This window comes from Variovorax pasteuri (assembly GCF_051216435.1).
Classification (GTDB): domain Bacteria; phylum Pseudomonadota; class Gammaproteobacteria; order Burkholderiales; family Burkholderiaceae_C; genus Variovorax.
Map to the genome: position 1 here is coordinate 73,375 of NZ_JBPJZS010000009.1, position 23,987 is coordinate 97,361.

Below are 23,987 nucleotides of genomic sequence, written 5' to 3' on the forward strand. Positions count from 1 at the left end.
CACGCATTGCCGGCGCGGCTACCGGTACAGGCAAAAGCCCATGACGCGGGCGCTGCAGGTGAAATCGGTGCCGCCCTGGACCACGCGCACGGGCACGCCGCCCAGCAGCATCGAGCCGTCGTCGGCGTACACCAGCGGCGTGGGCGCGGCCTTGGTGAAGGCGCCGCTGAGCGTTTCCTGCTCGACGTAGGCAAGGTACTGGCGCTTGGAAAAGTCGACCTTGTCGGCCGACTTCAGCGGCGCCGCTTCGTAGCGCCTGCCGTAGACGGTGCCGAAGTAGCGCAGCGCCGGACCGGTGCGGTCGCCGTATTTCACGTCCGCCTTGGCAAAGCCGGTCTGGACCAGAAAGGTGCGGTCTTCGGGCGTCAGGTCGGCGTCGAACGCCATCAGCACGTACTGGCCTTCGAAGCTCTGGTTGCGCGCCACCTTGAACTCGCCGATCAGGGCGGGCACGACCTTGGCGCGGCCGTCCCAGCGCAGCAGCGCCGCCACGGAGGGGTCGCCGTCGAACACGTAGTGGTACTTCTCGCCGGCGATGGCGACCTTGCGGCCGTCCTTGGCCGCCACGAAGCTCAGGATGCGGTCCTTGCCATGGACCGGGTCGCCTTCGGGGGTGCTGGCGCAGCCCATCTGCAACAGGCCGAGGGTGGCGCAGGACAGCGCCAGGAGAATGCGACGCGCGGTGGTCGGCAACGACAGGAAGTGCACTTTTCGTCCGGGGTTCGAGTTCATCAAGCCCCGGACTCTAGCGTCATCCCGCCGTGTTCGCCGCGCTCAGCGGTCGAGGTCGGCGCCGTCGGCGAGCAGCTTCTTCTGCAGCGCCGCCACGTCGACCGCGGCAAAGGCCGCGCTGCCCAGCGACGCCGCCGCCGTGCCCGCGGCCTGCCCCATGACGAAGCAGCCGCCGCTCGCACGCGCGGCCGACTGGCCTTCGTGCGTCATCGACGCGCAGCGCCCGGCCACCAGCAGGTTGTCGAGCGCCTGCGGCACCAGCATGCGCCACGGCAGGTGGTTGTAGGCGTTGTCTTCGTCGCGCGGGAAGGCCCATTCGATGCGGCCGTCGGCATGCATTTCCATCGGCCAGGCGTTCAGGCCGATGTTGTCGTCGAACCTGGCCGAGCCCAGGATGTCCTCGCGCTGCAGCGCATACAGCCCCTGGATGCGCCGCGTCTCGCGAATGCCCACCTGCGGCGCGATCTCCACGATGGCCGACTGCCCGAAGCCCGGCACCTCGGCCTTCAGGAACCTGAAGTACTCGGTGATCTGGCGGCGGCCCTCGAGCTCGCCGTCGGTGAGCTCCTGCGCGTCCACGCCGTTCATCGCGCGGCCCTGGGCGTTGCGGATCTGCGTGACGTTGGCGCGCCACTCGCGCGGGTCCTTGTTGGGCCGCAGGATGGCGCCTTCGCGCGGGAACTTGTAGACGCCGGGCTTTTGCGCCTCGGCACGCGCCATGAAGTCGTTGATGGCCTTGAACTCGCCCACCGCTTCCAGCGCGGCCGGCGCATCGACCTGGCCGATGCGGAACATGGTGGTCGGGAACAGCCCGCTGCCGTGGCCGTCGCCCACCTCGAAGGGCACGCCCGCGAAGGCGGCCACGTCGGCGTCGCCGCTGGCGTCGACGAAGGCGTTGGCGCGGATGGCCTGGCGGCCCGACTTGGTCTCCACCACCAGCGCCGCGATGCGGCTGCCGTCGCGGATCACCGCGGCCGCATAGGCATGGAACAGCAGCTTCACGCCCGCCGCTTCGAGCAATTGGTCGGCCGCCAGCTTGTACGCCGAGGTGTCGTACGAGCGCACGCAGATGCGCCCGCCCATGCCGTTCTGCGGATCGTTCATGCCGTTGAGCGCGGCGATCCGCTCGATCAGCTGGTCGACCACGCCGTGCACCAGCTGCGTCATCTCGCCCTTGCGCTTGCCGTACAGGCCCGCGAAGTTGGTGACGCCGCCCGCGGTGCCCATGCCGCCGAGGAAGCCGTAGCGCTCCACCAGCAGCGTGCTGGCGCCGTGGCGCGCCGCGCTCACGGCCGCGGCGATGCCGGCGGGGCCGCCGCCGACCACGACCACGTCGTACTCGCCGAACACCGGCAGCTCGCGTGCCGGTTCATGCAGGGTATGGGTGCTCATCACTGCAACTTGATGCCGCGGGCCGAGATGATCTTGCTCATGATGGCCGCCTCTTCGGTCACGCGCGTGCGCATGCCGTCCGGCGAGGTGCCCACGGCCTGCCAGCCTTGCTCGAAGAGCTTGCGGCGCACATCCGGGTCCTTCATGACGACTTCGAGTTCGCGGCTGATGCGCGCCTGCGCGGCCTTCGACAGGTTGGCCGGGCCCAGCAGCGCCACCCACACCTCGAGGTTGAAGTCCTTCACGCCGGCGTCGGCCAGCGGCGGAATCTCGGGCACCAGCGCGCTGCGCCCGCCGGTCAGGCCGATGGCCTTGAGCTTGCCGGCCCGGATCTGCGGCATGGCCACGCCCGGGGGAATCAGGCCCATCTGCACCTGGTCGCCCAGCATGGCGGTGATGACCTGCGGGTTGCCCTGGTAGGGCACGTGCTCGGGCTTGAAGCCGGGCACGCGGGTCTTGAGCAGTTCCATGCCCAGGTGGCCGACCGAGCCGATGCCCACCGAGCCGTAGTTCCACTTGTCGCCGGCCTTGCGGCCCGCGTCGAAGAAGGCGGTGCCCGAGGGCAGGTTGTTCTGCGCCACCAGCACCAGCGGCGCGGTCGCGATCAGCGACAGGTAGGTGAAGTCCTTGACCGGGTCGTACGGCAGCTTGGCGTACAGCATCTTCGACGAGGTGAGGTTGCCGTTGATGACGATGCCCAGCGTGTGGTCGTCGGTGGCCTTGGCCACCTGGTCGGCCGCGATGTTGCCCGAGGCGCCGGCCTTGTTGTCCACCACGATCGGCTGGCCCAGCGCCTTGGACAGCGGCTCGGCGATGGTGCGCGCCGCGATGTCGGGGGTGGAGCCGCCCGGGAAGCCCACCAGCAGGCGGATCGGCTTGGTCGGCCAGGCGGCGTTCTGCGCGCTGGCGGTCAGCGGCAACGCGGCGGCGGCGGCCAGGCCGCAGGCAATCAGGAGGGCTCTCTTGGTGGCGTGCATGGAAATGTGAAGAATTGTCAAAAAACAAGGAGGGCCAGCTTAACTGCCGAGCGGAAGGCTGGGCAAGGCGCGGCCCGCGCTATTCGAGGCTGATGTTGCCCCTGCGCACCAGCTCGCCGTACACCTTCGACTTGGCCTCCGCATTGCGCTCGATCTCCTCGGGCGACCACGCCAGCGGCTCGAAGGCGAAGGTGTCGAAGCGGGCGCGAATTTCGGGGTCGGCGATGACCTTGGCCACGTCGGCGTTGATCTTCGCCTTGACGGCCGCCGGCACGCCCTTGGGCGCGAGCAGCGACACGAAGGAATTGACCTCCAGCGAGGCCGGGCCACCGGCCTCGGCCATGGTGGGCACGTCGGGCATCTGCGGAATGCGCCTGGCCGCGGCCACCGCGATGTAACGCAGCTTGCCGGCCTTGTAGATGCCCTGGCTCGACGGAATGCTGGCGAAGGCCCATGGCACCTCGCCGGCGCCCACGTTGGCATACAGCTGCGACACCTCGCGGTAGGGCGCGTGGCGCATGCGGATGCCGGTGAGCGCCTCGAGCTGCTGCGCGCCCAGGTGGCCCGGGCTGCCGACACCCCACGAGCCGTAGACCACGCCGTCGGGGTCGGCCTTGGCCGCGGCGATCAGGTCGCCCATGGTCTTCCACTTCGAGTCGCTGCCCACCGCCACGAAGAAGGGCGTGCGAAACAGCGAGGCCACCGGGTCGAAGTGCTGCAGCGTCACGAAGTTCTTCGACTTGTACAGGTGCGGCAGCGCGGCAATGTGCTCGCTGTCGAGCTGCAGCAGCGTGTAGCCGTCGGGCGCGGCGCGCCGGGCCTGGTCGATGGCGATGAAGCCGCCGCCGCCGGGCTTGTTGTCGATCAGCACGCGCTGGTTCCACAGGCGCGAGAGCTTGTCGGAGACCAGGCGAAGCACCGCGTCGGGGCCGCTGCCTGCCGCGAACGGGGTGACCAGGGTCACGGGCTTGTTGGGATAGTCGCCGGCCTGGGCCAGCGCCCCGGTGGCCGCCGTCAGGGCAAGGACGCCTGCCAGCAGTGCGCGCGAGAAATTCATGTCTTTTGTCTCCTGGGCGTGACCTTGGTGGCCGCCTCGATGGTTGTGGATGATGAAAGAAACAGGTGTCAGTGCGGCGAAAGCGCGGCGGCCGCCTCGGTCCTTGCCGAAGCCCGCGCGTGCAGTGCCTCGGGTGCATCGTCCAGGCACTGCTCGGGCCGCCAGGCGTAGAGCCACTCGACCGCATCGTAGAAGCGTTCCGGCGAGCGGCCGACCCACAGGCTGTTGCGCACCAGGCGCTCCACGCCCTTGGCGTGGTACAGGCGCCCCATCTCGCGCACCGACAGCACCACGCGCGCGGTGCGGGCGACACGCGCCGCCTCGTACAGCCTGAACGCGGCGGGCATGTCGAAATCGCAGGCCTTCACGGCCTCGCCGAGCGTCACCGCGTCTTCGAGCGCCATGCACGCGCCCTGCGCGAGGTACTGCATCATGGGATGCGCCGCGTCGCCCAGCAGCGTGGCCGCACCCTCGCTCCAGCGAGCGACCGGGTCGCGGTCGGCGGTGCTCCAGCGGCGCCACGAGGTCGGGCGGTCGAGCAGCTGGCGCGGGCGCGCATGCACGCCCTCGAAGTACGAGAGCACTTCTTCCTTGCTGCCGTCGCTCACGCCCCACTCTTCCTTCTCGCGGCTGTGGAAGGTGACGACCAGGTTGTATTGCTCGCCGTGGCGCAGCGGGTAGTGCACCAGGTGGCAGTCGGGGCCGGCCCAGACCACGGGCGCGTTCCAGCGCAGGTCGGCAGGCATGTCGGCCGCGGGCACCACGGCGCGGTAGACCACGTGGCCCGACACGCGCGGCGCGTCGCCGATGAGCGCGTGGCGCACCACCGACTTCACGCCGTCGCAGCCGACGATGGCGTCCGCCTTGAAGCGGCGGCCGTCGCGGGTGACGGCGGTCACGCCCTGGCCGCCGATGTCGACGGCCTCGACCTGCGCCGAGGTGTGGAAGCGGATCAGCGGATGCTGCTTCACCGCCTCGTGAATGGCGCCGTGCAGGTCGGCGCGGTGGCTCACCGCGTACGGGTTGCGAAAGCGCGCGCGGAAGGCTTCGCCGACCGGCACCGAGGCCACCTCGCCGCAATCGACCGCGTCCATCATCACGAGCCGGTCGGTGAACACCGAGCCCCGGCGCACCGCCTCGCCCACGCCCAGCGCGTCGAGCGCGGCGAAGGCGTTGGGGCCCAGCTGCAGGCCGGCGCCGATCTCGCCGATGGCGGCGCTCTGCTCCAGCAGGTCGACGGCCACGCCGATGCGCGCGAGCGCCAGCGCGGCGGCCATGCCGCCGATGCCGCCGCCGACCAGCAGCACGGTGGGAGGGTTCTTGGGGGCGGATGCGGTCATGGGGCGGCCTGTGCTTTCTCGTTCGGACTCAGTCGATGCGAACCGTCAGCGACGGCAGGCGCTCGATGCTCACCTTGATCGTCTGGCCGGGCTTGACCGCGCCCACGCCTTCGGGCGTGCCGGTGAAGATCAGGTCGCCGGGCTGCAGCGTGAACAGCGTCGACAGGTTGGCGATGACTTCGTTCACCGACCAGATCAGGTGCGTGATGTCGCTGTTCTGGCGCACCTGGCCGTCGACTTCCAGCGTGATGCTGCCGGCGTTGATCTCGCCCACGTCGGCCAGCGTGCGCAGCGGCGCGATGGGCGCGGAGAAGTCGAAGGCCTTGCCGATTTCCCACGGGCGGCCCTGCTCGCGCATCTTCATCTGCAGGTCGCGGCGCGTCATGTCCAGGCCCACCGCGTAGCTGTGGATGTGGCTGGCGGCCTGGTCGATGGCAATGTCCTTGCCGCCCTTGCCGATGGCCACCACCAGCTCGGCTTCGTAGTGGTAGTTGCTGGTCTGCGTCGGGTACGGAATGCGGCCGGTCGCGCCTTCGGCGACGGGCACCACCGACGCGTCGTCGTTGGGCTTGCAGAAGAAGAACGGCGGTTCGCGGTCCGGGTCGAAGCCCATCTCGCGGGCGTGCGCCGCGTAGTTGCGGCCGACGCAGTAGACACGGCGCACGGGGAACAGCTTGTCGGAATCCACGATGGGTAGGCCGACGATGGTAGGAGGCGTGAAAACGAATGACATGGGAGGTTCCTGCCGCGCATGGCGGCAAACGGTCAAGGAGAAAACAAGAATGAGCGCCGGGCTTCAGGCGTCTTCGAGGAAGGCTTCGCGCAGGATGCCCATGGCCTGCTGCACGGGGCGGTCGGAGAAACTGAAAAGCACGGTGTCTTCGTTCGGAGACAACAGCCGCAGCGGTGCCCAGGACGGCACCACGAAGGTGTCGCGCGGACCGAAGTCGAAGCGCTGGCCGGCAATCTCGGCCGTGCCGTGGCCTTCGACCACGCTGTACACGGCGCCGTCGGTCGCGCGGTGCGTCTTGCCCGCGAAGCCTTGGGGCAGCAGCTGCAGGTTGGTCGAGATGGTCGGCATCGGCGAGCCGCCCGTCAGCGGGTTGATGTAGCGCAGCTTGTGGCCCAGCCAGGCGTCGGGCGCCTCCTGCTTTTGCAGTTGGGCCAGCGCCTCGCGGCTGCGCGCATAGGGGTAGTTGAAGATCGGCGAGGTGGCAGACACATGGTCGTGACGCACCGGCACCATGTTGTGGCCGAAGCGCGCCAGGCTGTGGCCTTCGGGGCGCGACACATGCTGCACCTTGGCGTCGTCGTTCTCGGCGAAGCCGGCGTCGAAGAAGCGCAGCATCGGAATGTCCAGCCCGTCGAGCCACACCACCGGCTCGCTCACGCCTTCGATGCCCTCGTTGCCATGGTCGTGCCAGGCCCACGAGGGCGTGATGATGAAGTCGCCCGGGTACATGGTGGTGCGCTCGCCGCCCACCGTGGTGTACGCGCCCTTGCCGTCGACGATGAAGCGCAGCGCCGACTGCACATGGCGGTGCGAAGGCGCCACCTCGCCCGGCATGATGAGCTGCAGGCCGGCATAGATCGACTGCGTGATCGACGAGTTGCCCGGCAGCGCCGGGTTCTCCAGCACCAGCACGCGGCGCACGGCTTCTTCGGCGGTGATGAGGTCGGCCGACGCCATCAGCAGCGGGCGGATCTCGTCGTAGCGCCACAGGGCGGGCACGCAGGGCGTCTGCGGCTCGCGCGGCACCAGGGCATGCAGCGATTCCCACAGCGGCGTGAGGTTCAGGGGGCGGATGCGGGCGTAGTAGTCGCTGCGCTCGGCCGCATTGGATGGCGCGGTTTTCATGGGCGTGGGTGTCTCCGTTGCGGGCATTGTTGAGCGGCACCACTATTTCCTCAAGACCGGCGGCCAATACACGGAATTCGAAATTTCGATAATGGTGCTTTTCGCAGCTTTCGCATTCCAACCGGCGCCAGAGGAAACCTGTCCATGTCCAAGCTCGATCTCGAATGGCTCGCCGTGTTCGACGAGGTCTACAAGACCGGCAACGTGTCCAAGGCGGCCGAGCGGCTGGGCATGGCGCAGGCGGCGGCGAGCACCGCGCTGAACAAGCTGCGCGCGCACTTCGACGACCGCCTGTTCACCCGCACCGCGCAGGGCATGCAGCCCACGCCGCACGCCGAGCGCATCTACCCGAACCTGCGCGAGGCGCTGGCCCAGCTGGCGCAGGCCCAGGGCAACCGCAGCAGCTTCGAGCCCGCCCAGGCGCAGCGGCGCTTTCGCATCTGCATGACCGACATCAGCGAGGTGGTGCTGCTGCCTGGCCTGCTCGACCACCTGCGCCGCGCGGCGCCGGGCGTGCACATCGAGACCGAGATCATCTCCACGATCAGCGGGCGCCGCCTGCAGGACGGCGAGGTCGACCTGGCCGTGGGCTTCATGCCGCAGCTGGACGCGGGCTTCTACCAGCAGACGCTGTTCATGCAGAACTTCGTGTGCCTGGCGGCGCGCAACCACCCGCGCATCGGCGCCAAGCTCACGCGCAAGCGCTTCGAGGCCGAGGCGCACGCGGTGGTGTCCACGTCGGGCACCGGACATGCCATCGTCGACACGACCATCGCCCGGCTGGGGCTCCAGCGCGACGTGGTGGTGCGGCTGTCGAGCTTCCTGAGCGTGGCGCGCATCGTGGCGCACACCGAGCTGATCGTGGTGGTGCCGCGCATCCTGGGCCAGGTGCTGGTCACGCAGGAGCCGGTGAAGCTGCTGGAGCCGCCCTTCGCCCTGCCCGCCTACGCCGTCAAGCAGCACTGGCACGAGCGCTTCCATGCCGACCCGGGCAACGCCTGGCTGCGGCGCACGCTGGCCCAGCTGTTCAGCGGCAGCTGAGCGCGCATGCCGGAGCGACAGGCGGCGTCCTCGGGTATTCGGGCGCTCGCATAATCGCGGCTCCCGAACCCACAGCCCTACGAAAAAGGCGGCCCCCATGTCCTCGATCACCCTGCGGTTCCTCGCAGAACCCAGCACCGTCAACTTCGGCGGCAAGGTCCACGGCGGCACGGTCATGAAGTGGATCGACGAGGCCGGCTACGCCTGCGCGACCAGCTGGGCCAAGCGCTACTGCGTCACCGCCTTCATCGGCAGCATCCGCTTTCACCGCCCGATCATGATCGGCGACCTCGTCGAGGTGGAAGCCCGCCTGGCCTACACCGGCACCACCAGCATGAACATCTCGGTCGAGGTGCGCAGCGGCGACATGAAGGGCGGCGTGATGGAAAAGACCACCGAATGCCTGGTCGTGTTCGTGTCGGTCGACTCGCACGGCCGGCCGCTGCCGGTCGAGGCCTTCGCGCCGGGAACGCCCGGCGAAATGGCGCTGGCCGAGCGCGCCAAGGCCCACCTGGACGCCAGCCGCGCGGCAGGCGCCACGCCCTGAGGGTGCCCGGCTAGGCGGAAAGCTCTAACGGCGAGGGGCGCGGGCGGCTAGAGTCCTGCGACCCGACCCCTTTCAAGGAATTTCTCGCATGGCCACCTCCGGCAACCACGACGACAGCAGCGACAACGGCAAATCCTCCGACCGCATCAAGGACTCGGCCCAGCAGATCTGGCTGGCCGGGCTCGGCGCCTTCGCCAAGATGCAGCAGGAAGGCAGCAAGGCTTTCGAGGCGCTGGTCAAGGACGGCGCCGGCATGCAGAAGAAGACCCAGCAGGCCGCCGAGGAAACCCTGAGCCAGGCGCAGACCCGCATGGCCGGCTTCGCCAGCGAGTTCGGCACCAAGGCCGCCGGCCAGTGGGGCAAGCTGGAGAACATCTTCGAAGAGCGCGTGGCGCGCGCGCTCGAAAAGCTCGGCACGCCCACGGCCGCCGACATGGCCGCGCTGCAGGCACGCGTCGACGCGCTCGAGGCGCAACTGAAGAAGCAGCACGTCGGCGCGCCCAAGGAAGCCGCCCCGGCGCGCGCCAGCCGCAGCGCCGCGCGCAAGACGGCGGCCCCCGCCGCCAAGAAGACCACCTTGCGCCGCAGCAACGCCGGCTGACCCCGCGCAGGCCGAACGCGGCCTGCCCGTATTGCGGCACTGCACCAAAAATCAGTCCCGCGAAACATGTCCTGCGCCATTCATGGCGCGGTGCACATACGCTAGAGTGTCCCCAACAGACCACGAGACAAACGGGGGCACCGACATGGCAAAGAAGGCGCCACGACGCACGGCGCAACGCATCCTCGAAGCCGCATTGGACCTGTTCAACCGCTTCGGGGAGCCGAACGTCTCGACCACCCTGGTGGCGGGCGAACTCAACATCAGCCCGGGCAACCTGTACTACCACTACCCGGCCAAGGAAGAGCTGATCAACAAGCTCTACGACGGCTACGAGGCCGAGCTCAACGAGCTGCTGCATGCCAGCGAGGGCGTGCACGACGTGGAGGACGCCTGGTTCTTCATGCACACGCTGTTCGAGCTGATCTGGCGCTACCGCTTCCTGTACCGCGACCTGAACGACCTGCTCAGCAAGAACCGGCACCTGGAAACGCAGTTCCAGCTGGTGCTGAAGCACAAGGCGCGCGCCATTCGCCAGCTGATTGCCGGACTGAGCCGCGCCGGCCACCTGGAGATCGACGCGCACGAGGTCGACACGCTCGCGCAGAGCATGGTCGTCGTGCTGACCTACTGGCTGAGCTACGAGTACGTGCGCAACCCGCGCGAGGCGCTGGAGCCCTCGCATGCGCAGGGCGCGCTGATGCGCGGCGCCCATCACGCGCTGCACCAGCTCGCGCCGTACCTCGAGCGGGAGCAGCGGCGACATCTGCTGACACTCAGCCATGCCTACAACGGCGAAGATGCCCCACAGCGCGGCAGCAACGCGACACCTTCTGTCGACATGGCGGTCTAGACACATGCCCCACCCCGACTTCCAACCCCTCTCGCTGATGTCCGCCCACCCGGCGGCCGCGAACGCCGACCCGTGGAAGCCGCTTCCCTGGGCCGACGTGCCGCGCTACGACGCGCGCAGCGTGGCCTCGCACTGGCCACGCCTGCATGCCGGCCATGAGCTGCCGGTGCCGGACGAGCGCTCGCCGCTGGCCGACGGCTGGGCGCTGTACCACAGCGGTGAGTTCGAGCGTGCCGCCACGCTGGGCCTGCTTCACGGGGCCGAAGGCCTGGCGCTGGCCAACCAGGCCACCGCCATCTACGCCAACTACCTGGAGCCGCGCGAGGCCGTGCGGCTCGCCATGTTCCGCCAGGTGATCGAGCGCGCCGGCGCGCAGGCCGCGGCCGAGCCCGACAACTGCCAGGCGCTGTACTGGCAGGCCTATGCGCTGGGCCGCTACAGCCAGGGCATCAGCGTGGCGCGCGCGCTGGCGCAGGGGCTGGGCAGCAGGCTCAAGGGCACGCTGGAACGCGTGATCGAGCTGCAGCCCCGGCATGCCGATGCGCACCTGGCGCTGGCGTCGTTCCACGCCGAAGTGATCGACAAGGTGGGTGCGCTGGTCGGGCGCATGACCTATGGCGTGCGGGCGGAAACGTCGATGGCGCTGTTCGAACGCGGGCTCGAGCTGCACCCGCATTCCGCCGCCGGGAAGATGGAGTACGCGCGCGCGCTGCTGATGCTGCACGGAGACTCGCGCATGGGCGAAGCCACCGAGCTGTACGAGCAGGCAGCGGCGCTGAAGCCGGCCGACGCGCGCGAACGGTTCGATGTGGAACTGGCGCGTGCGGGCCTGAAAGACTGAGCCGGTACCCATGGGTACCGCGCAATTTAAGATGTGCGTTTCCAGCTTTTCAAACCGACCGACATGTCCGATCTCCATGCCCAGTTCGAAGCCGCACAGGCCAACTCCAAACTGCTCGCCGAGCGCCCCGACAACCCCACGCTGCTGAAGATCTACGGCCTCTTCAAGCAGGCCACCGAAGGCGACAACACCGCCAAGAAACCCAGCTTCAGCGACATCGTGGCCCGCGCCAAGTGGGATGCGTGGACCGCGCAGAAGGGTGCGAGCGCGGACGAGGCCAAGCAGAAATACATCGACCTGATCGAGTCGCTGCGGGGCTGATCGGCACCCGCTTCAACCCACGATCCCGCGTTCATGCAGCGCGGCGATCTGCTCGGCGCTCAACCCGATTTCCTTCAGCACCGCATCGGTGTCCGCGCCCAGCGCCGGCGCGTTGTGCCGGTGGCTGGCCGGCGTGAGCGACAGCTTGGGCACGAAGCCGGGCACGGCGAGCGCGCTGCCGTCGGGCATGCGCACCTGCTGCAGCATGCCGCGCGCGGCATAGTGCGGGTCGGCCGCGATGTCGGCGATGGTGTAGATGCGCCCCGCCGGCACGTGCGCCGCGTCGAGCGCGGCCAGCACCTCGTCGACCGTGCGCTGCGCGGCCCAGTCGCCGATGGCGGCGTCCAGCATCTGCACCTGGGCCACCCGCCCTGCGTTGCCCGCCAGCGCCGCGTCGGCCGCGAGATCGGGCCGGCCGATGCATGCCATCAGGCGGCGAAAGATGCTGTCGCCGTTGCCCGCGACGATCGCGTAGCCGCCGTCCTTGCAGCGGTACGCGTTGGTCGGTGCGATGCCCGGCAACGCGCTGCCGGCCGCCTGGCGCACCGCACCGAAGGCGCCGTACTCGGGCAGCAGGCTTTCCATGCAGTTGAAGACCGCCTCGTACAGCGCCACGTCGATCACCTGGCCGATGCCCTTCGGGTGGGCGGCGCTCACCGTGGCATGCCGGTGCTGCATGGCCAAGAGCACGCCGATCACGCCGTGCAGCGACGCGAGCGTGTCGCCGATCGACACGCCCACGCGCACCGGCACGCGGCCCGGCTCGCCCGTGAGGTGGCGCAGCCCGCCCATGGCCTCGGCCACCACGCCGAAGCCGGGCCGGTCGCGGTAGGGGCCGCTCTGGCCGTAGCCGCTGATGCGCAGCATCACGAGCGCGGGGTTGGCCGCCAGCAGCTGGTCGGGGCCCAGGCCCCAGCCTTCCATGGCGCCGGGGCGAAAGTTCTCGATCAGCACGTCGGCCTCGGCCGCCAGTTGCCGCACGATCGCTTGAGCCTCGGCCTCGCGCAGGTCGAGCGCCAGCGAACGCTTGTTGCGCGACTGCACCTGCCACCACACCGAGGTGCCGTCCTTCAGCAGCCGCCAGGTGCGCAGCGGGTCGCCCGCGCCGGGCGGCTCGATCTTGATGACCTCGGCGCCGAAGTCGGCCAGCGTGCGCGCCGCGAAAGGCCCGGCGATGAGCTGCCCGAGCTCGATGACCTTGAGGCCGGCCAGCGGGCCGGCCGCCGGTGGAGAAGAGGTTGTCGTCGTCATGGCGCCAGAGTGTGCCGTGTCGCTGGCAAACTGGCTGGATTCCAACCCGGGGCTGCACCGGCCGCAACCCCGATTCCAAGAGACAAAACACCATGAAATACGTGATCGGCGTCGACATCGGCACGCAGAGCACCAAATGCCTGCTGGTCGGCATCGACGGCAAGGTGCATTCGCAACGCAGCGTGGCCTACCAGCCCGAGACGCCCAAGCCGCTGTGGGCGCAGCAGGACTGCGCGGTGTGGTTCGACGCGGTGTGCGAAAGCGTGCGCGCCTGCGTGGCAGCCAGCGGCCTGGCGCCCGCGGACATTGCGGCAATGTGCGTGAGCAGCCTGTACGGCGGCGCGGGCATCCCGGTCGATGCAGCGATGCAGCCGCTGCACCCCTGCCTGATCTGGATGGACCGCCGCGCCACTGCCGAGGTCGCGTGGGTGAACGCGAACGTGGACGTGCCGCGGCTCGAGGCCATCACCGGCAACGGCGTGGACAGCTACCACGGCTTCACCAAGATCCTGTGGGTCCGCGAGCACCTGCCGCAGGTGTGGGAGGCCACGCGCTACTTCCTGCCGCCCAACAGCTACATCAACTGGCGGCTGACGGGCGAACTCGCGGTGGACCACAGCTCGGCCGGCAACATCGGCGGCGTGTACGACGCCGAGCGCCGGCAGTGGTCCGAAGAGGCGATGCGCATGCTCGGCATTCCGGCGCACCTGATGCCGCCGCGCCTTGTGGAATCGAGCGACGTGGTCGGCGGGCTGAGCGCCGGGTGGGCGGCGAAGCTGGGCCTGGCCGAAGGCATGCCGCTGATGGCGGGCGGGGTCGATGCGGCCGTGGCCACCTTCTGCGCGGGCGTGACCGGCAGCGGCGACCATGTCGCGATGATCGGCACCAGCATGTGCTGGGGCTTCGTGAGCCCTACGGTCGATGCGCGGCACAAGCTCATCACCATGCCGCACGTGTACCGCGGCGCGGACCGCAGCTATGTGTTCGGCGGCGCGATCACGGCGGGCGCGGCCGTCACCTGGTTCCGCGAAGCGTTCTGCCAGGCCGAGGTGGCCGAGGCCGCGCGCACCGGAGCGGACGCGCACGCGCTGATCGAGCGCAAGGCCGTCGACGTGCCGCCCGGCGCCGAAGGCCTCGTCTTCCTCCCGTACCTGATGGGCGAGCGCAGCCCCATCTGGGACGCACAGGCCAAGGGCGCGTTCATCGGCCTGTCGCTCGCGCACAGCCGCGCGCACCTGTACCGCGCGGTGCTCGAAGGTGTGAGCTTCGCGTTGCAGCACAACATCGAGGCGGGGCGACGCAGCGGCCAGCCGCTGGACGACCGCCTGATCGTGGTCGGCGGTGCGGCGCACTCCGACCTGTGGATGCAGATCGTGGCGGACGTCACGGGCTACCTGGTGTTCACCATCGAGGAAGAAGTCGAGGCTGCATTGGGCGCGGCGATGCTCGCGGCGCTGGGTGCGGGGCTGGTCGATGCGGCGACGGCCGAGCGCGGCTGGGTCACGCTGGTGGAGCGCGCAAGGCCCCGGCCCGAGGCGCAGGCGGTGTACCGCGAACGCTTCGATATCTACAAGTCGCTCTACCCGGCGTTGCGCGATGCGATGCACCGGCTGACCTGAAGCCTGGCGCCGCTCGGCGCCTCAGGCGAGGCGGGTACCGCCGCCGGGCGCGCCAAGCATCGCGTCGAGGTTGCGCGTGATCTTCTGCTCGATCATTTCGCTGAAGCTGCTGAACAGGAATCCCAGCGTCGCGTCCAGCGTGAAGGTGCTGGCCGTCACCTCGACGGTGCCGTCGATGCCGGCGCGGGTGAAGGTCGCCACGTCGCGGTCGTCGCCCTGGGTGTAGACGCATTCGAGGCCGAACTCCTGCTCGGCCTGCTCGATCCATCGGTGTGCGACGGCGCGCGCGCCGGCGATGCCCAGCGTGTGGTTGCGTTCGATATGGATGTCAGGCACCGTGATCTTCCTTGTTGTCTTTGTGGGGGCTGGAGCGGGTTTGCAGGATGCCGGTGGCCGCTTGCAGCGCGCCGCGGCGTTCCTCGGCGGTCGGCAGCGCGGCGATGCGCTTGACCTCAGTGTAGAAGCGCGGCCAGTCGCGGCCTTCGCGATCGAAGAGTTTCTCGAAGCTGGGCACCAGGTCGTCGTACGCGCCCTGCGCGCCGAAGGCCGCATTGTTGGCACGCGCCACCCAGCCGTCGTAGGCATTCTGGCGCGGGCCGGTCCAGCCCGCTTTCAGCTTCTCGTAGCGCGCGCGAAAGTCGGCCATGGCGGCCTGCTTCATCGCTTCGACCCGGGCCCAGTCGCCGGCCTTGGCTTCGGACGATTCGTAGACCTGGGTCAGTGCGCGGCGGGTGTCGAGCGCCAGCGCGCGAAAACCCTGGCGCTGCGCGTCGAACTGCGTGTACTCCCCGCGCGCCGCCTCGCCGGCCTCGCGCTGCAGCCACATCGCGCCGCCGATGCGCTCGACCGACGTGGCGTACGACTCGTTGAACACCGTGTCGCCGGGCACATAGAGCACCTGGTGCGCAAGTTCGTGGAACACGATGCGCGCAAGCTCGCCTTCGGGGTAGCCGATGAAGGTGGACAACAGCGGATCGCCGCCGGCCCAGTTCATCCAGCCGAGCGTGGAGTACGCTGGCACGGGGTACACGGCGACTTCCAGGTCGAGCTTCTTCTGCGCCTCGGCTTCGGCCTTGGCCGCGTCCTCGCTGTAGTAGCCGCGGTAGCCCACGCAGCCCGCCACCGGAAAGCACCAGCTCTTGAGCGTGAGCGAATACGGCGGCGCGGCCACCACGTTCCATACGGCGGCGGCGCGGTGCAGGTCGGCATAAGACTTGTAGCTGGGGTTGTCGGGCAGCCCAAGCTCGCGGGACGCGAAGCGGCGGATGCGCTGCGTGAGTTCGAGCTTGGCCTTCAGCGGGGCGGACACGGCCGGGTCGGCCAGCCACTCGGGCACGGGCTTGGCCGCCCGCATGATGCCGATGTGGCCGCTGGCCGATTGCCAGTAGTAACCGAGGTCGGCGCAGCCGGTCAGCAGCAGCGAGCCGGCCAGCGCGAGCGCTGAAAGCAGCTTCACGCCCGCTCGACCTCGACCAGGCAGTCGTAGAACGTGGGGCCGCGGCCGATGTCGGTCAGGCGCTGGCTGGTCAGCTCGTTCACGTTGGTGCCGTCCATGCCCAGCTTGCGCCACCAGATGCCCATGCCGTGCACCACGCCCTGTCGCGCGCGGCGCGACACCTCGGCACGGCAGCGGTGCTCGCCGCGCTGGTTGAACACGCGGACCGTCGCGCCGTTTTCGATGCCGCGCGCGGCGGCGTCGTCCGCGTGGATTTCCAGCAGCGGCTCGACCTCGATGGCGCGCAGGCTGGTCACGTTGACGAAGGTCGAATTGAGGAAGTTGCGCGCCGGCGGCGAGATCATGGCCAGCGGGAACTCCTTCGAGCTGCCGGCCGGCTCCCAGTTGGGCACGTGATCGGGCACGGGGTTCATGCCCATGGCTTCCAGCCGGGCGCTGAAGAACTCGCAGCGGCCCGAGGGCGTGGGGAACTTGCCTTCGGCGAACGGCGCCTCGGGCAGCTTCACACTGGTGAAGCCCTGTTCCAGCAGTTGGGGGAAGTCGATGGCGTTCTCGGCGAAGGCGGTGCGGCACAGCGTCTCGTCGGAGTCCGAGAAGCAGGGCTCGGTGAAGCCCATGCGGCGCGCCAGCTCGCGGAACACCCAGGCGTTGCTGCGTGCCTCGCCGCGCGGCGCCACGGCCGGGCGGTTCAGCAGCACGTCGGTGTGGCCGTAGCTGCAGTGGATGTCCCAGTGCTCCAGCTGCGTGGTGGCGGGCAGCAGGTAATCGGCGTAGTCGGCGGTGTCGGTGCGGAACTGCTCCAGCACCACGGTGAACAGGTCTTCGCGCGCAAAGCCCGCCGCCACCTTGGCCGACTCGGGCGCCACCGCCACCGGGTTGCTGTTGTAGACCACGATGGCCTTCACGGGGCGGACGGTGTCCAGCAGCGCGTCGCCGATGGTGCTCATGTTGATGGTGCGCGGCCGGCGGCCGGCCAGCAGGTCGGGGCGCTGCAGCGCGGCACGGTCGACCGGATAGTGGCCGGAGCTGCTCAGCAGCAGGCCGCCCGCGCGGTCGCGCCAGGCGCCCACCAGCGCCGGCAGGCAGGCGATGGCGCGGGCCGCGTTGCCGCCGCCCCGCACGCGCTGCATGCCGTAGTTCAGGCGGATGGCGGCCGATTTCGTGGTGCCGTAGGCCTTGGCCAGCGACACGATCTGCGCTTCGGGAATGCCGCAGACCTCGGCCGCGCGCGACGGCGGCCATTGCAGCGCGCGCTCGCGCAGCTCCTCCCAGCCCAGCGTGTGGTCGGCGATGTAGTCGTGGTCGAGCCAGTCGTGCACGATGAGTTCGTGCATCAGCGCCAGCGCCAGGGCGGCGTCGGTGCCGGGCAGCAGCGCGACGTGCTCGTCGCACTTGTCGGCGGTTTCGGTCTTGCGCGGGTCGATGCACACCACCCGCGCGCCGGCGCGCTTGGCCACCTGCACGTGGCGCCAGAAATGCAGGTTGCTGGCGATGGAGTTGCTGCCCCAGATCAGGATGAGCTTCGCCTCGGCGAAGAACTCGATGCGCATGCCGACCTTGGCGCCCAGGGTGTAGACCATGGCCTCGCCGCCCGCCATGGAGCAGATGGTGCGGTCCAGCAGGCTGGCACCCAGCTTGTGGAAAAAACGCCGATCCATCGACTCGCCCTGCACCAGGCCCATGGTGCCCGCATAGCTGTAGGGGAGAATGTCTTCGGGTTTTCCCTGTAATACTTCAAGATGCGCGGCGATGTCGTCGAGCGCTTCATCCCAGCTCACCGGCTCGAACTGGCCGCTGCCCTTGGGACCGACGCGCTTGAGCGGCTGAACCAGCCGTTCGGCATGGTCGTTGCGCTCGATGTAGCGCGACACCTTGGTGCACAGGACGCCGCCGGTGTGCGAATGCGCGGCATTGCCCTGCAGCTTCACGGCCACGCCGTCCTTGACGGTGGTGACGAGCGCGCAGGTGTCCGGACAGTCATGGGGGCAGGCGCCCAGGACGGTGGACACAGCGGTGGGCGGGGGTGCTTCTTCGAGCAGAGAATCCGGTGCGTGGGGCATCGGGCAAGTCTAATTTGTGCGCGAGTCAAAGCGCGGGAGGGGGTTTTGAGCATGGTGATGAATCGACGACGTTTTTCTTTGGCCGCAGGCGCGGCCGCCACGCTGGGCAGCTTCGGCATCGCCCGGGCGCAGGGCGAGGCACCGCTGGTGCTGGGGCAATCGGCGCCGTTCACCGGCCCGGCGGCGCAACTGGGCATCCAGTTCCACCAGGGCGCCAAGGTGTTCCTGGACGCCTACAACGCCCAGCCGGGCCGCCGCAACGTGGTGATCAAGAACCTGGACGACGGCTACGAGCCCGACCGTTGCGCCGCCAACACGCAGAAGCTGATCGACGAGGACGTGTTCGCGCTGTTCGGCTACATCGGCACGCCGACCAGCCTGGCGGCGATGCCGCTGGCGGTCAAGGACAAGGTGCCGTTCATCGCGCCACTCACCGGTGCCATGTCGCTGCGCGAGCCGTTTCAAAAGAACGTGTTCCACCTGCGCGCCTCGTACAACGACGAGACGGCGCTGATGGTGAAGCAGCTGACGCACCTGGGCCAGAAGAAGATCGCGGTGTTCTATCAGAACGACGCCTACGGCAAGGCCGGGCTCGACGGCGTGACGCTGGCGCTCGAGCAGCAGCAGCTCAAGCCTGTGGCGCTGGCCACGGTGCAGCGCAACTCGAACGACGTGGCCGCGGCGGTGAAGACCCTCGTGGCCGCCCGGCCGGACGCGGTGGTGCAAGTCGGCGCCTACAAGGCTTGCGCGGCGTTCATCCGCGAGGCGCGCAAGGCGGGTTACGGCGGCACGTTCTTCAACGTGTCCTTCGTCGGCACGCAGGCGCTGGCCGACGAACTGGGCAAGGAGGCCGCGGGCGTGATGGTCACGCAGGTGGTGCCCTCGCCCTACAACCCGGCCAACACCCTGGCGCGCGAGTTCGCGGACGCCGTGCGCAAGGCCGGCAACGGTGCCAGCGCCAACTTCTCGAGCATGGAAGGCTACCTGGCCGCGAAGGTGCTGACCGAGGGGCTGCGCAGGGCGCCGGGCAAGCCGACGCGCGACAGCCTCGTGGCCGGGCTCGAAAGCATCGACCGCCAGCAGTTCGGCGGGTTCGAGGTGTCGTTCTCCGCGAAGAACCACGTGGCCTCGAAGTTCGTCGAGCTTTCGATGCTGACGGGCGACGGGCGGGTCAGGACCTGAGCCCGTCCACGGCCTGGAACATGGCCTGGCGGGCCTGGCTGACGATCTGCCCGCGCCAGGCGTCGGTGTCCGTGTAGAACGCCTCCACCATCCGCGCCCGGATGCCGTCGGCCAGGTCGGCCGGCGCTTCCGGATGCTTGTGCAGCCAATGGTCGGCGCGCAAGGCGCCGGTCACTTCGAGGATCGGCAGCGTGCCGTATTCCAGCGCGATGCCGGTGTACTCGGCCTGCGGGCACTCTTCGTACACCGAGTCCCACATGAGCCCGCGCAACAGCGCCGAAGTGGAGGAACCGTCGTAGATCGAAGTGACAGGCGCGGCCGGCGTGCCCCACCAGGCGTTGGCGCGCGCGTAGGCGGCCTTGTCGTCCTTGCCGGCGTAGATGCGCTCGCCCAGGCCGCTGGGGCCCAGGCCCGTGTGCAGGTCGATCCACGCCAGGCGTTTCGCGCGGCCCGCGTGGGTGCCCAGCACCTTGCGAATCGTCCTGTTGCTCCAGGTCGGCGCCTTGCCGCCGAAGAACAGGCCGTCGTCGAACTGGTACTGCCCGCTGGTCACGGCCGCCTGGTAGGCCGTGGTGCCGTGCTTGTCGATCCACTTGGCCACCGCCGCCTGGTTCTCGGGCGTGGGCGGCCAGGTGGCGGGCAGCAGCAGCTCGTGCAGCCTGGCGTAGGGCTCGTTCACCGGCACCGGCTTCGAGAAGTCGATGAAGTTGCGGTTCAGGTCGACGTTCTCGTGCGTCACGCGCCGGCCGTGCGAAAAGCCGTGCGGGTTGAGCGCGTGCACGTACAGCACCGCCACGCCCTGCGCCCTGGCCTTCTCGCGCCACTCGGCGTCGTGCAGCGCGAACACCTGCACGCCGCTGCCGCAATGGCCTTCGACGCCATGGCAGGCGCTGGTGACGATGAGCATGTGCTCGGCGTCGGCGTTGCCGTCCAGCGCCACGTCCATCGACAGTTCCTCGCCGTCGCGGCCCTTCAGCGGGTGCGCGTGCGGCTCGACCGTCAGGCCCGCGCTCACGCAGGCCTGCAGGAACTTCTGGCGCGCCTGGGCGTAGCGCGGCGAAAAAGCTTCGGCAATGCCGATCATGCGGCGGCGCCGCCGGGCTTGAGGAACTGCTCGGCCAGTTGCACCCAGCAGGTCGCGCCCAGCGGAATCAGGTCGTCGTTGAAGTCGTAGCTTGCGTTGTGCAGCGTGCACGGGCCTTCGCCGTGGTGCACGTCGCGGTGCGCGCCGTCGCCGTTGCCGATGAAGGCATAGGCACCGGGCTTGGCCTGCAGCATGAAGGCGAAGTCTTCCGACGTCATGGCCGCCTCCTGGCGCAGCACGTTGTCGGGGCCGACGATCTCGCCCATCACGCGGCGGGCGAAGTCGGCTTCGGCCTCGGTGTTGATGGTGGGCGGGTAGTAGCGCTCGAAGCGGAAGTCGCAGGTGGCGTCGTGCGCCGCGCAGATGTGCTTGGCGATCTGCTCCATCTTGGCCTCGATCATGTCGAGCACTTCCAGCGAGAAGGTGCGCACCGTGCCCGACAGCTCGCAGTTGTCGGGAATCACGTTGTTGGTTTCGCCCGCGTGGATGGTGGTGACCGAGATCACGGCCGAATCGGTCGGCTTCATCTTGCGCGTGAGGATGGTCTGGAAGGCCTGCACGATCTCGCAGGCGATCGGCACCGGGTCGATGCCGGTCTGCGGCAGCGCGGCGTGGCCGCCCTTGCCGATCACGTTGACGTGGAACTTGTTGCCCGACGCCATCACCGGGCCGGGGCTCACGGCGAACTGGCCGGCCTTCATGCCGGGCCAGTTGTGCATGCCGAACACGGCGTCCATGGGGAACTGCTCGAACAGCCCTTCCTTGATCATCTCGCGCGCGCCGCCGCCGCCCTCTTCCGCGGGCTGGAAGATCAGGTAGACGGTACCGTCGAAATTGCGGTTCTTGGCCAGGTGCTGCGCGGCCGCCAGCAGCATCGCCGTGTGGCCGTCGTGACCGCAGGCGTGCATCTTGCCGTGGTGCTGGCTGGCATGGGCGAAGGTGTTGAGTTCGGTGACGGGCAGCGCGTCCATGTCGGCGCGCAGGCCGATGGCGCGGTTGCCGGTGCCGTTCTTGATGATGCCCACCACGCCGGTGGTGCCCAGCCCGCGGTGAATGGGAATGCCCCATTCGGTGAGCTTGCCTGCCACCACGTCGGCGGTGCGGACTTCTTCGAAGCAGAGTTCGGGATGGGCGTGGAGGTCACGTCGGACGGCGGCGATGCCGGCCGCCTGCGTGACGAGCGAATCGATGAGTTTCATGTTTCACAGTCTAGGCTTTGCGACAACACCCGCAAAGACCGTGCCGGGCAAACCCTCAGGCTGCGCTCAACGATCCGCTCGACGCAAGGCTCAGCGCCCGATGCTCTTCAGGTAGTCCGCGCGCGCGGCCAGGGCGGTGTCGGTGAAGTCGGTGAACACGCCGTCCACGCCCAGCTTGTAGTACACGCCGTATTCGTTCTTGCCGTCCTTGTTGTAGTCCGACGGCAGGCGGCGCGACTCGTTGCGGAAGGTGAAGGGGTGCACGAACAGGCCGGCCTTGTGGGCGTCGGCGATCAGCGTGGTGGGCGCCATCGAGGTGGCGTCGGCGTCGTTGATCTTGCCGTCCTTGTTCACGTCCACCGGCTTGCCGTCGGCGCCGATGGTGCCCTTGATGCTCACGATGTAGCGCTTCCACGGACCGATGCCGTCGGCGTAGGTCTTGATTTCGGCCAGGCCGGCGGGCGTGACCATGGCGTCGAAGTTGCGCTTGTCGCCAGCCTTGGTCCAGTCGTAGGGGCGGTCGCTGGGCACGGCGAAGGTCACGGCACCGGTGCGCAGGTCGACGCTGTCGCCGTCGATCAGCTGGATGATCTTCGTGTTCAGGCCCTTGCTCTTCATGTACTTCAGGCTGCCCGGCTCGAAGGACTGCACGTAGATGGGCGCGGTCTTGTTGTTCCAGCCGGCGGCCGTGATGGCGGCGATCATCTTGTCTTCCAGCGGCAGGCCGAGTTCGCGGAAGTAGGTCGGGTTCTTCGACTCGGGGTAGATGGCGATGGTGCGGCCGGTTTCCCTGGTCTTGGCCTTGGCGAAATCGATGATTTCCTGGAAGGTCACGACCTTGAACTTGCCGTTGAACTCCTGCGGCCGCTCGGCATCGGTGGAGATGCCGCCCAGGGTCTTGATCTCGGCCAGCGTGAAGTCGTTGCTGAACCAGCCGGTCTGGGTTTCGCCGTCGACCTTGATGGTCTTCTTGCGCGAGGCGAAGCGCGGGTGCTTGGCCACGTCGGTGCTGATGGCCAGGTTGGGGTCGTGGCGGGCGATGAGCACGCCGTCCTTGGTGGAGACCAGGTCCATCTCGATCACGTCGGCGCCCAGCTCGATGGCGCGCGAATAGGCTTCCAGCGTTTCTTCAGGCAGGTAGCCCGAGGCGCCACGGTGTGCAATGACCAGCGGCGGGTTGCCGTCGAGCGTCAGCAGCTTGTTGGCGGAACCGGAATTGCCGGTGGTGCCGCAGGCGGCAACGCACAGGGCGGCGGTCGCGGTCAGGGCGAGCTGAAGGGTGCGCATGGATTTTTCTCCGTCCAAAAGAGGCGCAGCGTACCCGCTTCGCGTGACAGCATCGACCCCTCCCGGCGCGGCGCGCCGACTTCCGGGAGAATGTGTTGCATGCTCCATACGCTTTCCCCCCAAAGCCTTCTGCTGGCCCAGACGCTGGTTCGCATGAACACCGTCAGCGCCAACAGCAACCTCCAATTGATCGACTTCGCCCAGAGCCATCTGGCCGCCCTGGGCGTGAAGAGCCGCATCACCTACAACGCCGAACGCACCAAGGCCAACCTGTTCGCCACGCTGGGCGAAGGCAAGCCGGCTGGCGTGATCGTCTCGGGCCACACCGACACGGTGCCCTGGGACGGCCAGGACTGGAGCGTCGACCCGCTCTCCGCCGTGGTGCAGAACGAGCGCCTCTACGGCCGCGGCTCGGCCGACATGAAGAGCTTCATCGCCATTGCGCTGGCCAATGCCCACCGCTTCCTGGAAAGCGACTCGCCCTTCGCGGTGCACTTCGCGTTCAGCTACGAGGAAGAGATCGGCTGCTTCGGCGTGAAGGAGCTCATTGCCGACATGCGCGACGCGGGCATCAGGCCGCTGGCCTGCATCGTGGGCGAGCCCACCAGCATGGTGCCGGCCATCGCCCACAAGGGCGTGTACCGCTACAAGTGCTGCGTGCGCGGCAAGGAGGCGCATTCGTCGCTCACGCCCAAGTCGGTGAATGCCATCGAGATGGCCGCCCGCGTGATCGGCAAGGTGCGCGACATGGCCGAGGACTTCGAGCGCAGCGAGCCGCGCTACGAGGGCTTCGACGTGCCCTTCAGCACCGCGAGCGTGGGCCAGTTCCACGGCGGCATCGCCGACAACGTGGTGCCGCGCGACGCCGAATTCCGCTATGAATTCCGCGACCTGCCCACCGCCGACGCCAGGCGCATGCAGGCCGACGTGGTGGCCTACGCCGGCGGCCTGGAGCCTTCGATGAAGAAGGTGGCCAAGGACGCCGGCTTCCAGTTCGAGACCATCTGCGAAATTCCGAGCTTCCTGGGCTCGGCCAGCGACCCCATCACCCTGCTGGCCCAGCGCCTGGCGGGCGAGGACCGCACCACGCTGGTGGCTTTCGGCACCGAAGCGGGCCTGTTCAAGAACGCCGGCATCCCCACCGTGGTGTGCGGCCCCGGCAGCATCGAGCAGGCGCACCAGCCCGACGAGTTCGTGAGCCTGGAGCAGCTGGCGCGCTGCGAGCTGTTCATGGAACGGCTGGCCACCTCGCCCACCATCGGCTGATATTGGCTGACACCGGCGACAGT

23 protein-coding genes are annotated in these 23,987 nt (G+C 68.8%); 9 read left to right on the forward strand and 14 right to left on the reverse strand.

Features of this window, described 5'->3' with window-relative positions; all coding sequences use genetic code 11:
• Nucleotides 1–18: 18 nt before the first annotated feature.
• The 7 genes from ACSFBM_RS27000 to gtdA all read right to left on the reverse strand — a co-directional run bounded on the left by ACSFBM_RS27000 (nt 19) and on the right by gtdA (nt 7,356).
• Nucleotides 19–732, reverse strand: coding sequence for a hypothetical protein (locus ACSFBM_RS27000; RefSeq protein WP_435487159.1), 714 nt, complete (start codon nt 730–732; stop codon nt 19–21).
• A gap of 42 nt (nt 733–774) precedes the next feature.
• Complete coding sequence (locus ACSFBM_RS27005) at nt 775–2,124, reverse strand: FAD-dependent oxidoreductase (protein ID WP_435487160.1); 1,350 nt, start codon at nt 2,122–2,124, stop codon at nt 775–777.
• Nucleotides 2,124–3,101 carry a Bug family tripartite tricarboxylate transporter substrate binding protein gene (locus ACSFBM_RS27010; protein WP_435487161.1) on the reverse strand — a complete coding sequence of 326 codons (978 nt, stop codon included), beginning with the start codon at nt 3,099–3,101 and terminating at the stop codon, nt 2,124–2,126. Before ACSFBM_RS27010 ends, ACSFBM_RS27005 begins: the two co-directional genes overlap by 1 nt.
• A 79-nt stretch (nt 3,102–3,180) precedes the next feature.
• On the reverse strand, nt 3,181–4,158 hold the full coding sequence (locus tag ACSFBM_RS27015) for a Bug family tripartite tricarboxylate transporter substrate binding protein (protein WP_435487162.1): 978 nt from the start codon (nt 4,156–4,158) through the stop codon (nt 3,181–3,183).
• 68 nt (nt 4,159–4,226) lie between these two features.
• Nucleotides 4,227–5,498 (reverse strand): 3-hydroxybenzoate 6-monooxygenase, encoded by a 1,272-nt coding sequence (locus tag ACSFBM_RS27020; RefSeq protein ID WP_435487163.1) that lies wholly within the window; start codon nt 5,496–5,498, stop codon nt 4,227–4,229.
• A 28-nt stretch (nt 5,499–5,526) separates the two neighbouring features.
• A complete protein-coding gene (locus tag ACSFBM_RS27025) occupies nt 5,527–6,231 on the reverse strand; it encodes a fumarylacetoacetate hydrolase family protein (protein WP_435487164.1) in 705 nt (234 codons plus the stop codon).
• Between the two features lie 63 nt (nt 6,232–6,294).
• Nucleotides 6,295–7,356, reverse strand: coding sequence for a gentisate 1,2-dioxygenase (gene gtdA, locus ACSFBM_RS27030; protein ID WP_435487165.1), 1,062 nt, complete (start codon nt 7,354–7,356; stop codon nt 6,295–6,297).
• A 144-nt stretch (nt 7,357–7,500) separates the two neighbouring features.
• Between gtdA and ACSFBM_RS27035 the strand changes: the two genes are divergently transcribed.
• The 6 genes from ACSFBM_RS27035 to ACSFBM_RS27060 all read left to right on the forward strand — a co-directional run bounded on the left by ACSFBM_RS27035 (nt 7,501) and on the right by ACSFBM_RS27060 (nt 11,560).
• Nucleotides 7,501–8,397: a LysR family transcriptional regulator gene (locus ACSFBM_RS27035; RefSeq protein ID WP_435487166.1), complete on the forward strand. Its 897-nt coding sequence runs from the start codon at nt 7,501–7,503 to the stop codon at nt 8,395–8,397.
• A gap of 97 nt (nt 8,398–8,494) precedes the next feature.
• On the forward strand, nt 8,495–8,944 hold the full coding sequence (locus tag ACSFBM_RS27040) for an acyl-CoA thioesterase (RefSeq protein WP_435438887.1): 450 nt from the start codon (nt 8,495–8,497) through the stop codon (nt 8,942–8,944).
• A gap of 88 nt (nt 8,945–9,032) precedes the next feature.
• Nucleotides 9,033–9,545: a phasin family protein gene (locus tag ACSFBM_RS27045; RefSeq protein WP_435487167.1), complete on the forward strand. Its 513-nt coding sequence runs from the start codon at nt 9,033–9,035 to the stop codon at nt 9,543–9,545.
• A 145-nt stretch (nt 9,546–9,690) separates the two neighbouring features.
• Nucleotides 9,691–10,398 (forward strand): TetR/AcrR family transcriptional regulator, encoded by a 708-nt coding sequence (locus tag ACSFBM_RS27050; RefSeq protein ID WP_435487168.1) that lies wholly within the window; start codon nt 9,691–9,693, stop codon nt 10,396–10,398.
• 4 nt (nt 10,399–10,402) lie between these two features.
• Nucleotides 10,403–11,239: a tetratricopeptide repeat protein gene (locus tag ACSFBM_RS27055; protein WP_435487169.1), complete on the forward strand. Its 837-nt coding sequence runs from the start codon at nt 10,403–10,405 to the stop codon at nt 11,237–11,239.
• Between the two features lie 63 nt (nt 11,240–11,302).
• Nucleotides 11,303–11,560 (forward strand): acyl-CoA-binding protein, encoded by a 258-nt coding sequence (locus ACSFBM_RS27060; protein WP_198083495.1) that lies wholly within the window; start codon nt 11,303–11,305, stop codon nt 11,558–11,560.
• A gap of 12 nt (nt 11,561–11,572) precedes the next feature.
• Here the strand turns inward: ACSFBM_RS27060 and ACSFBM_RS27065 are convergent, their stop codons facing one another.
• Nucleotides 11,573–12,811 carry a CaiB/BaiF CoA transferase family protein gene (locus ACSFBM_RS27065; protein WP_435487170.1) on the reverse strand — a complete coding sequence of 413 codons (1,239 nt, stop codon included), beginning with the start codon at nt 12,809–12,811 and terminating at the stop codon, nt 11,573–11,575.
• A 92-nt stretch (nt 12,812–12,903) separates the two neighbouring features.
• Between ACSFBM_RS27065 and ACSFBM_RS27070 the strand changes: the two genes are divergently transcribed.
• Nucleotides 12,904–14,430 (forward strand): FGGY-family carbohydrate kinase, encoded by a 1,527-nt coding sequence (locus ACSFBM_RS27070; protein WP_435487171.1) that lies wholly within the window; start codon nt 12,904–12,906, stop codon nt 14,428–14,430.
• Nucleotides 14,431–14,451: 21 nt separating this feature from the next.
• Here ACSFBM_RS27070 and ACSFBM_RS27075 read toward each other — a convergent pair whose 3' ends face one another.
• The 3 genes from ACSFBM_RS27075 to ACSFBM_RS27085 are packed head-to-tail and all read right to left on the reverse strand — an operon-like array spanning nt 14,452 to nt 17,946.
• Nucleotides 14,452–14,766, reverse strand: a complete 315-nt coding sequence (locus ACSFBM_RS27075; RefSeq protein ID WP_435438881.1) for a polyhydroxyalkanoic acid system family protein — start codon at nt 14,764–14,766, stop codon at nt 14,452–14,454.
• Entirely contained in the window at nt 14,759–15,886 is a 1,128-nt protein-coding gene (locus ACSFBM_RS27080; RefSeq protein WP_435487172.1) for an aminopeptidase, read from the reverse strand. The genes ACSFBM_RS27075 and ACSFBM_RS27080 overlap by 8 nt, the downstream gene beginning before the upstream one ends.
• A complete protein-coding gene (locus ACSFBM_RS27085) occupies nt 15,883–17,946 on the reverse strand; it encodes a molybdopterin-containing oxidoreductase family protein (protein WP_435487173.1) in 2,064 nt (687 codons plus the stop codon). Before ACSFBM_RS27085 ends, ACSFBM_RS27080 begins: the two co-directional genes overlap by 4 nt.
• A 51-nt stretch (nt 17,947–17,997) precedes the next feature.
• Here ACSFBM_RS27085 and ACSFBM_RS27090 point away from each other — a divergent pair, with 51 nt between their 5' ends.
• Nucleotides 17,998–19,128 carry an ABC transporter substrate-binding protein gene (locus ACSFBM_RS27090; protein WP_435487174.1) on the forward strand — a complete coding sequence of 377 codons (1,131 nt, stop codon included), beginning with the start codon at nt 17,998–18,000 and terminating at the stop codon, nt 19,126–19,128.
• On the opposite strand, the gene ACSFBM_RS27095 is transcribed toward ACSFBM_RS27090, so the two are convergent.
• The 3 genes from ACSFBM_RS27095 to ACSFBM_RS27105 all read right to left on the reverse strand — a co-directional run bounded on the left by ACSFBM_RS27095 (nt 19,118) and on the right by ACSFBM_RS27105 (nt 22,698).
• Nucleotides 19,118–20,212, reverse strand: coding sequence for a M14 family metallopeptidase (locus tag ACSFBM_RS27095; RefSeq protein WP_435487175.1), 1,095 nt, complete (start codon nt 20,210–20,212; stop codon nt 19,118–19,120). The genes ACSFBM_RS27090 and ACSFBM_RS27095 overlap by 11 nt on opposite strands.
• Entirely contained in the window at nt 20,209–21,411 is a 1,203-nt protein-coding gene (locus ACSFBM_RS27100; protein WP_435438876.1) for a M20 aminoacylase family protein, read from the reverse strand. The genes ACSFBM_RS27095 and ACSFBM_RS27100 overlap by 4 nt, the downstream gene beginning before the upstream one ends.
• A gap of 90 nt (nt 21,412–21,501) precedes the next feature.
• Nucleotides 21,502–22,698, reverse strand: coding sequence for a glycerophosphodiester phosphodiesterase (locus ACSFBM_RS27105; RefSeq protein WP_435487176.1), 1,197 nt, complete (start codon nt 22,696–22,698; stop codon nt 21,502–21,504).
• A 99-nt stretch (nt 22,699–22,797) separates the two neighbouring features.
• Here ACSFBM_RS27105 and argE point away from each other — a divergent pair, with 99 nt between their 5' ends.
• The gene (argE, locus tag ACSFBM_RS27110) at nt 22,798–23,964 is read left to right on the forward strand and encodes an acetylornithine deacetylase (protein WP_435487177.1); all 1,167 of its coding nucleotides are present in this window, start codon (nt 22,798–22,800) and stop codon (nt 23,962–23,964) included.
• Nucleotides 23,965–23,987 lie beyond the last annotated feature (23 nt).

Excerpts from the sequence above, each read along its gene's own strand:
- ACSFBM_RS27045 (WP_435487167.1), top strand. The coding sequence starts at position 9,033 with ATGGCCACCTCCGGCAACCACGACGACAGCAGCGACAACGGCAAATCC.
- ACSFBM_RS27090 (WP_435487174.1), top strand. The coding sequence starts at position 17,998 with ATGGTGATGAATCGACGACGTTTTTCTTTGGCCGCAGGCGCGGCCGCC.
- ACSFBM_RS27015 (WP_435487162.1), bottom strand. The coding sequence starts at position 4,158 with ATGAATTTCTCGCGCGCACTGCTGGCAGGCGTCCTTGCCCTGACGGCG.
- ACSFBM_RS27040 (WP_435438887.1), top strand. The coding sequence starts at position 8,495 with ATGTCCTCGATCACCCTGCGGTTCCTCGCAGAACCCAGCACCGTCAAC.
- ACSFBM_RS27020 (WP_435487163.1), bottom strand. The coding sequence starts at position 5,498 with ATGACCGCATCCGCCCCCAAGAACCCTCCCACCGTGCTGCTGGTCGGC.
- ACSFBM_RS27060 (WP_198083495.1), top strand. The coding sequence starts at position 11,303 with ATGTCCGATCTCCATGCCCAGTTCGAAGCCGCACAGGCCAACTCCAAA.
- ACSFBM_RS27070 (WP_435487171.1), top strand. The coding sequence starts at position 12,904 with ATGAAATACGTGATCGGCGTCGACATCGGCACGCAGAGCACCAAATGC.
- ACSFBM_RS27055 (WP_435487169.1), top strand. The coding sequence starts at position 10,403 with ATGCCCCACCCCGACTTCCAACCCCTCTCGCTGATGTCCGCCCACCCG.
- ACSFBM_RS27010 (WP_435487161.1), bottom strand. The coding sequence starts at position 3,101 with ATGCACGCCACCAAGAGAGCCCTCCTGATTGCCTGCGGCCTGGCCGCC.
- gtdA (WP_435487165.1), bottom strand. The coding sequence starts at position 7,356 with ATGAAAACCGCGCCATCCAATGCGGCCGAGCGCAGCGACTACTACGCC.
- ACSFBM_RS27050 (WP_435487168.1), top strand. The coding sequence starts at position 9,691 with ATGGCAAAGAAGGCGCCACGACGCACGGCGCAACGCATCCTCGAAGCC.
- argE (WP_435487177.1), top strand. The coding sequence starts at position 22,798 with ATGCTCCATACGCTTTCCCCCCAAAGCCTTCTGCTGGCCCAGACGCTG.
- ACSFBM_RS27000 (WP_435487159.1), bottom strand. The coding sequence starts at position 732 with ATGAACTCGAACCCCGGACGAAAAGTGCACTTCCTGTCGTTGCCGACC.
- ACSFBM_RS27005 (WP_435487160.1), bottom strand. The coding sequence starts at position 2,124 with ATGAGCACCCATACCCTGCATGAACCGGCACGCGAGCTGCCGGTGTTC.
- ACSFBM_RS27065 (WP_435487170.1), bottom strand. The coding sequence starts at position 12,811 with ATGACGACGACAACCTCTTCTCCACCGGCGGCCGGCCCGCTGGCCGGC.
- ACSFBM_RS27035 (WP_435487166.1), top strand. The coding sequence starts at position 7,501 with ATGTCCAAGCTCGATCTCGAATGGCTCGCCGTGTTCGACGAGGTCTAC.
- ACSFBM_RS27095 (WP_435487175.1), bottom strand. The coding sequence starts at position 20,212 with ATGATCGGCATTGCCGAAGCTTTTTCGCCGCGCTACGCCCAGGCGCGC.
- ACSFBM_RS27085 (WP_435487173.1), bottom strand. The coding sequence starts at position 17,946 with ATGCCCCACGCACCGGATTCTCTGCTCGAAGAAGCACCCCCGCCCACC.
- ACSFBM_RS27025 (WP_435487164.1), bottom strand. The coding sequence starts at position 6,231 with ATGTCATTCGTTTTCACGCCTCCTACCATCGTCGGCCTACCCATCGTG.
- ACSFBM_RS27100 (WP_435438876.1), bottom strand. The coding sequence starts at position 21,411 with ATGAAACTCATCGATTCGCTCGTCACGCAGGCGGCCGGCATCGCCGCC.
- ACSFBM_RS27105 (WP_435487176.1), bottom strand. The coding sequence starts at position 22,698 with ATGCGCACCCTTCAGCTCGCCCTGACCGCGACCGCCGCCCTGTGCGTT.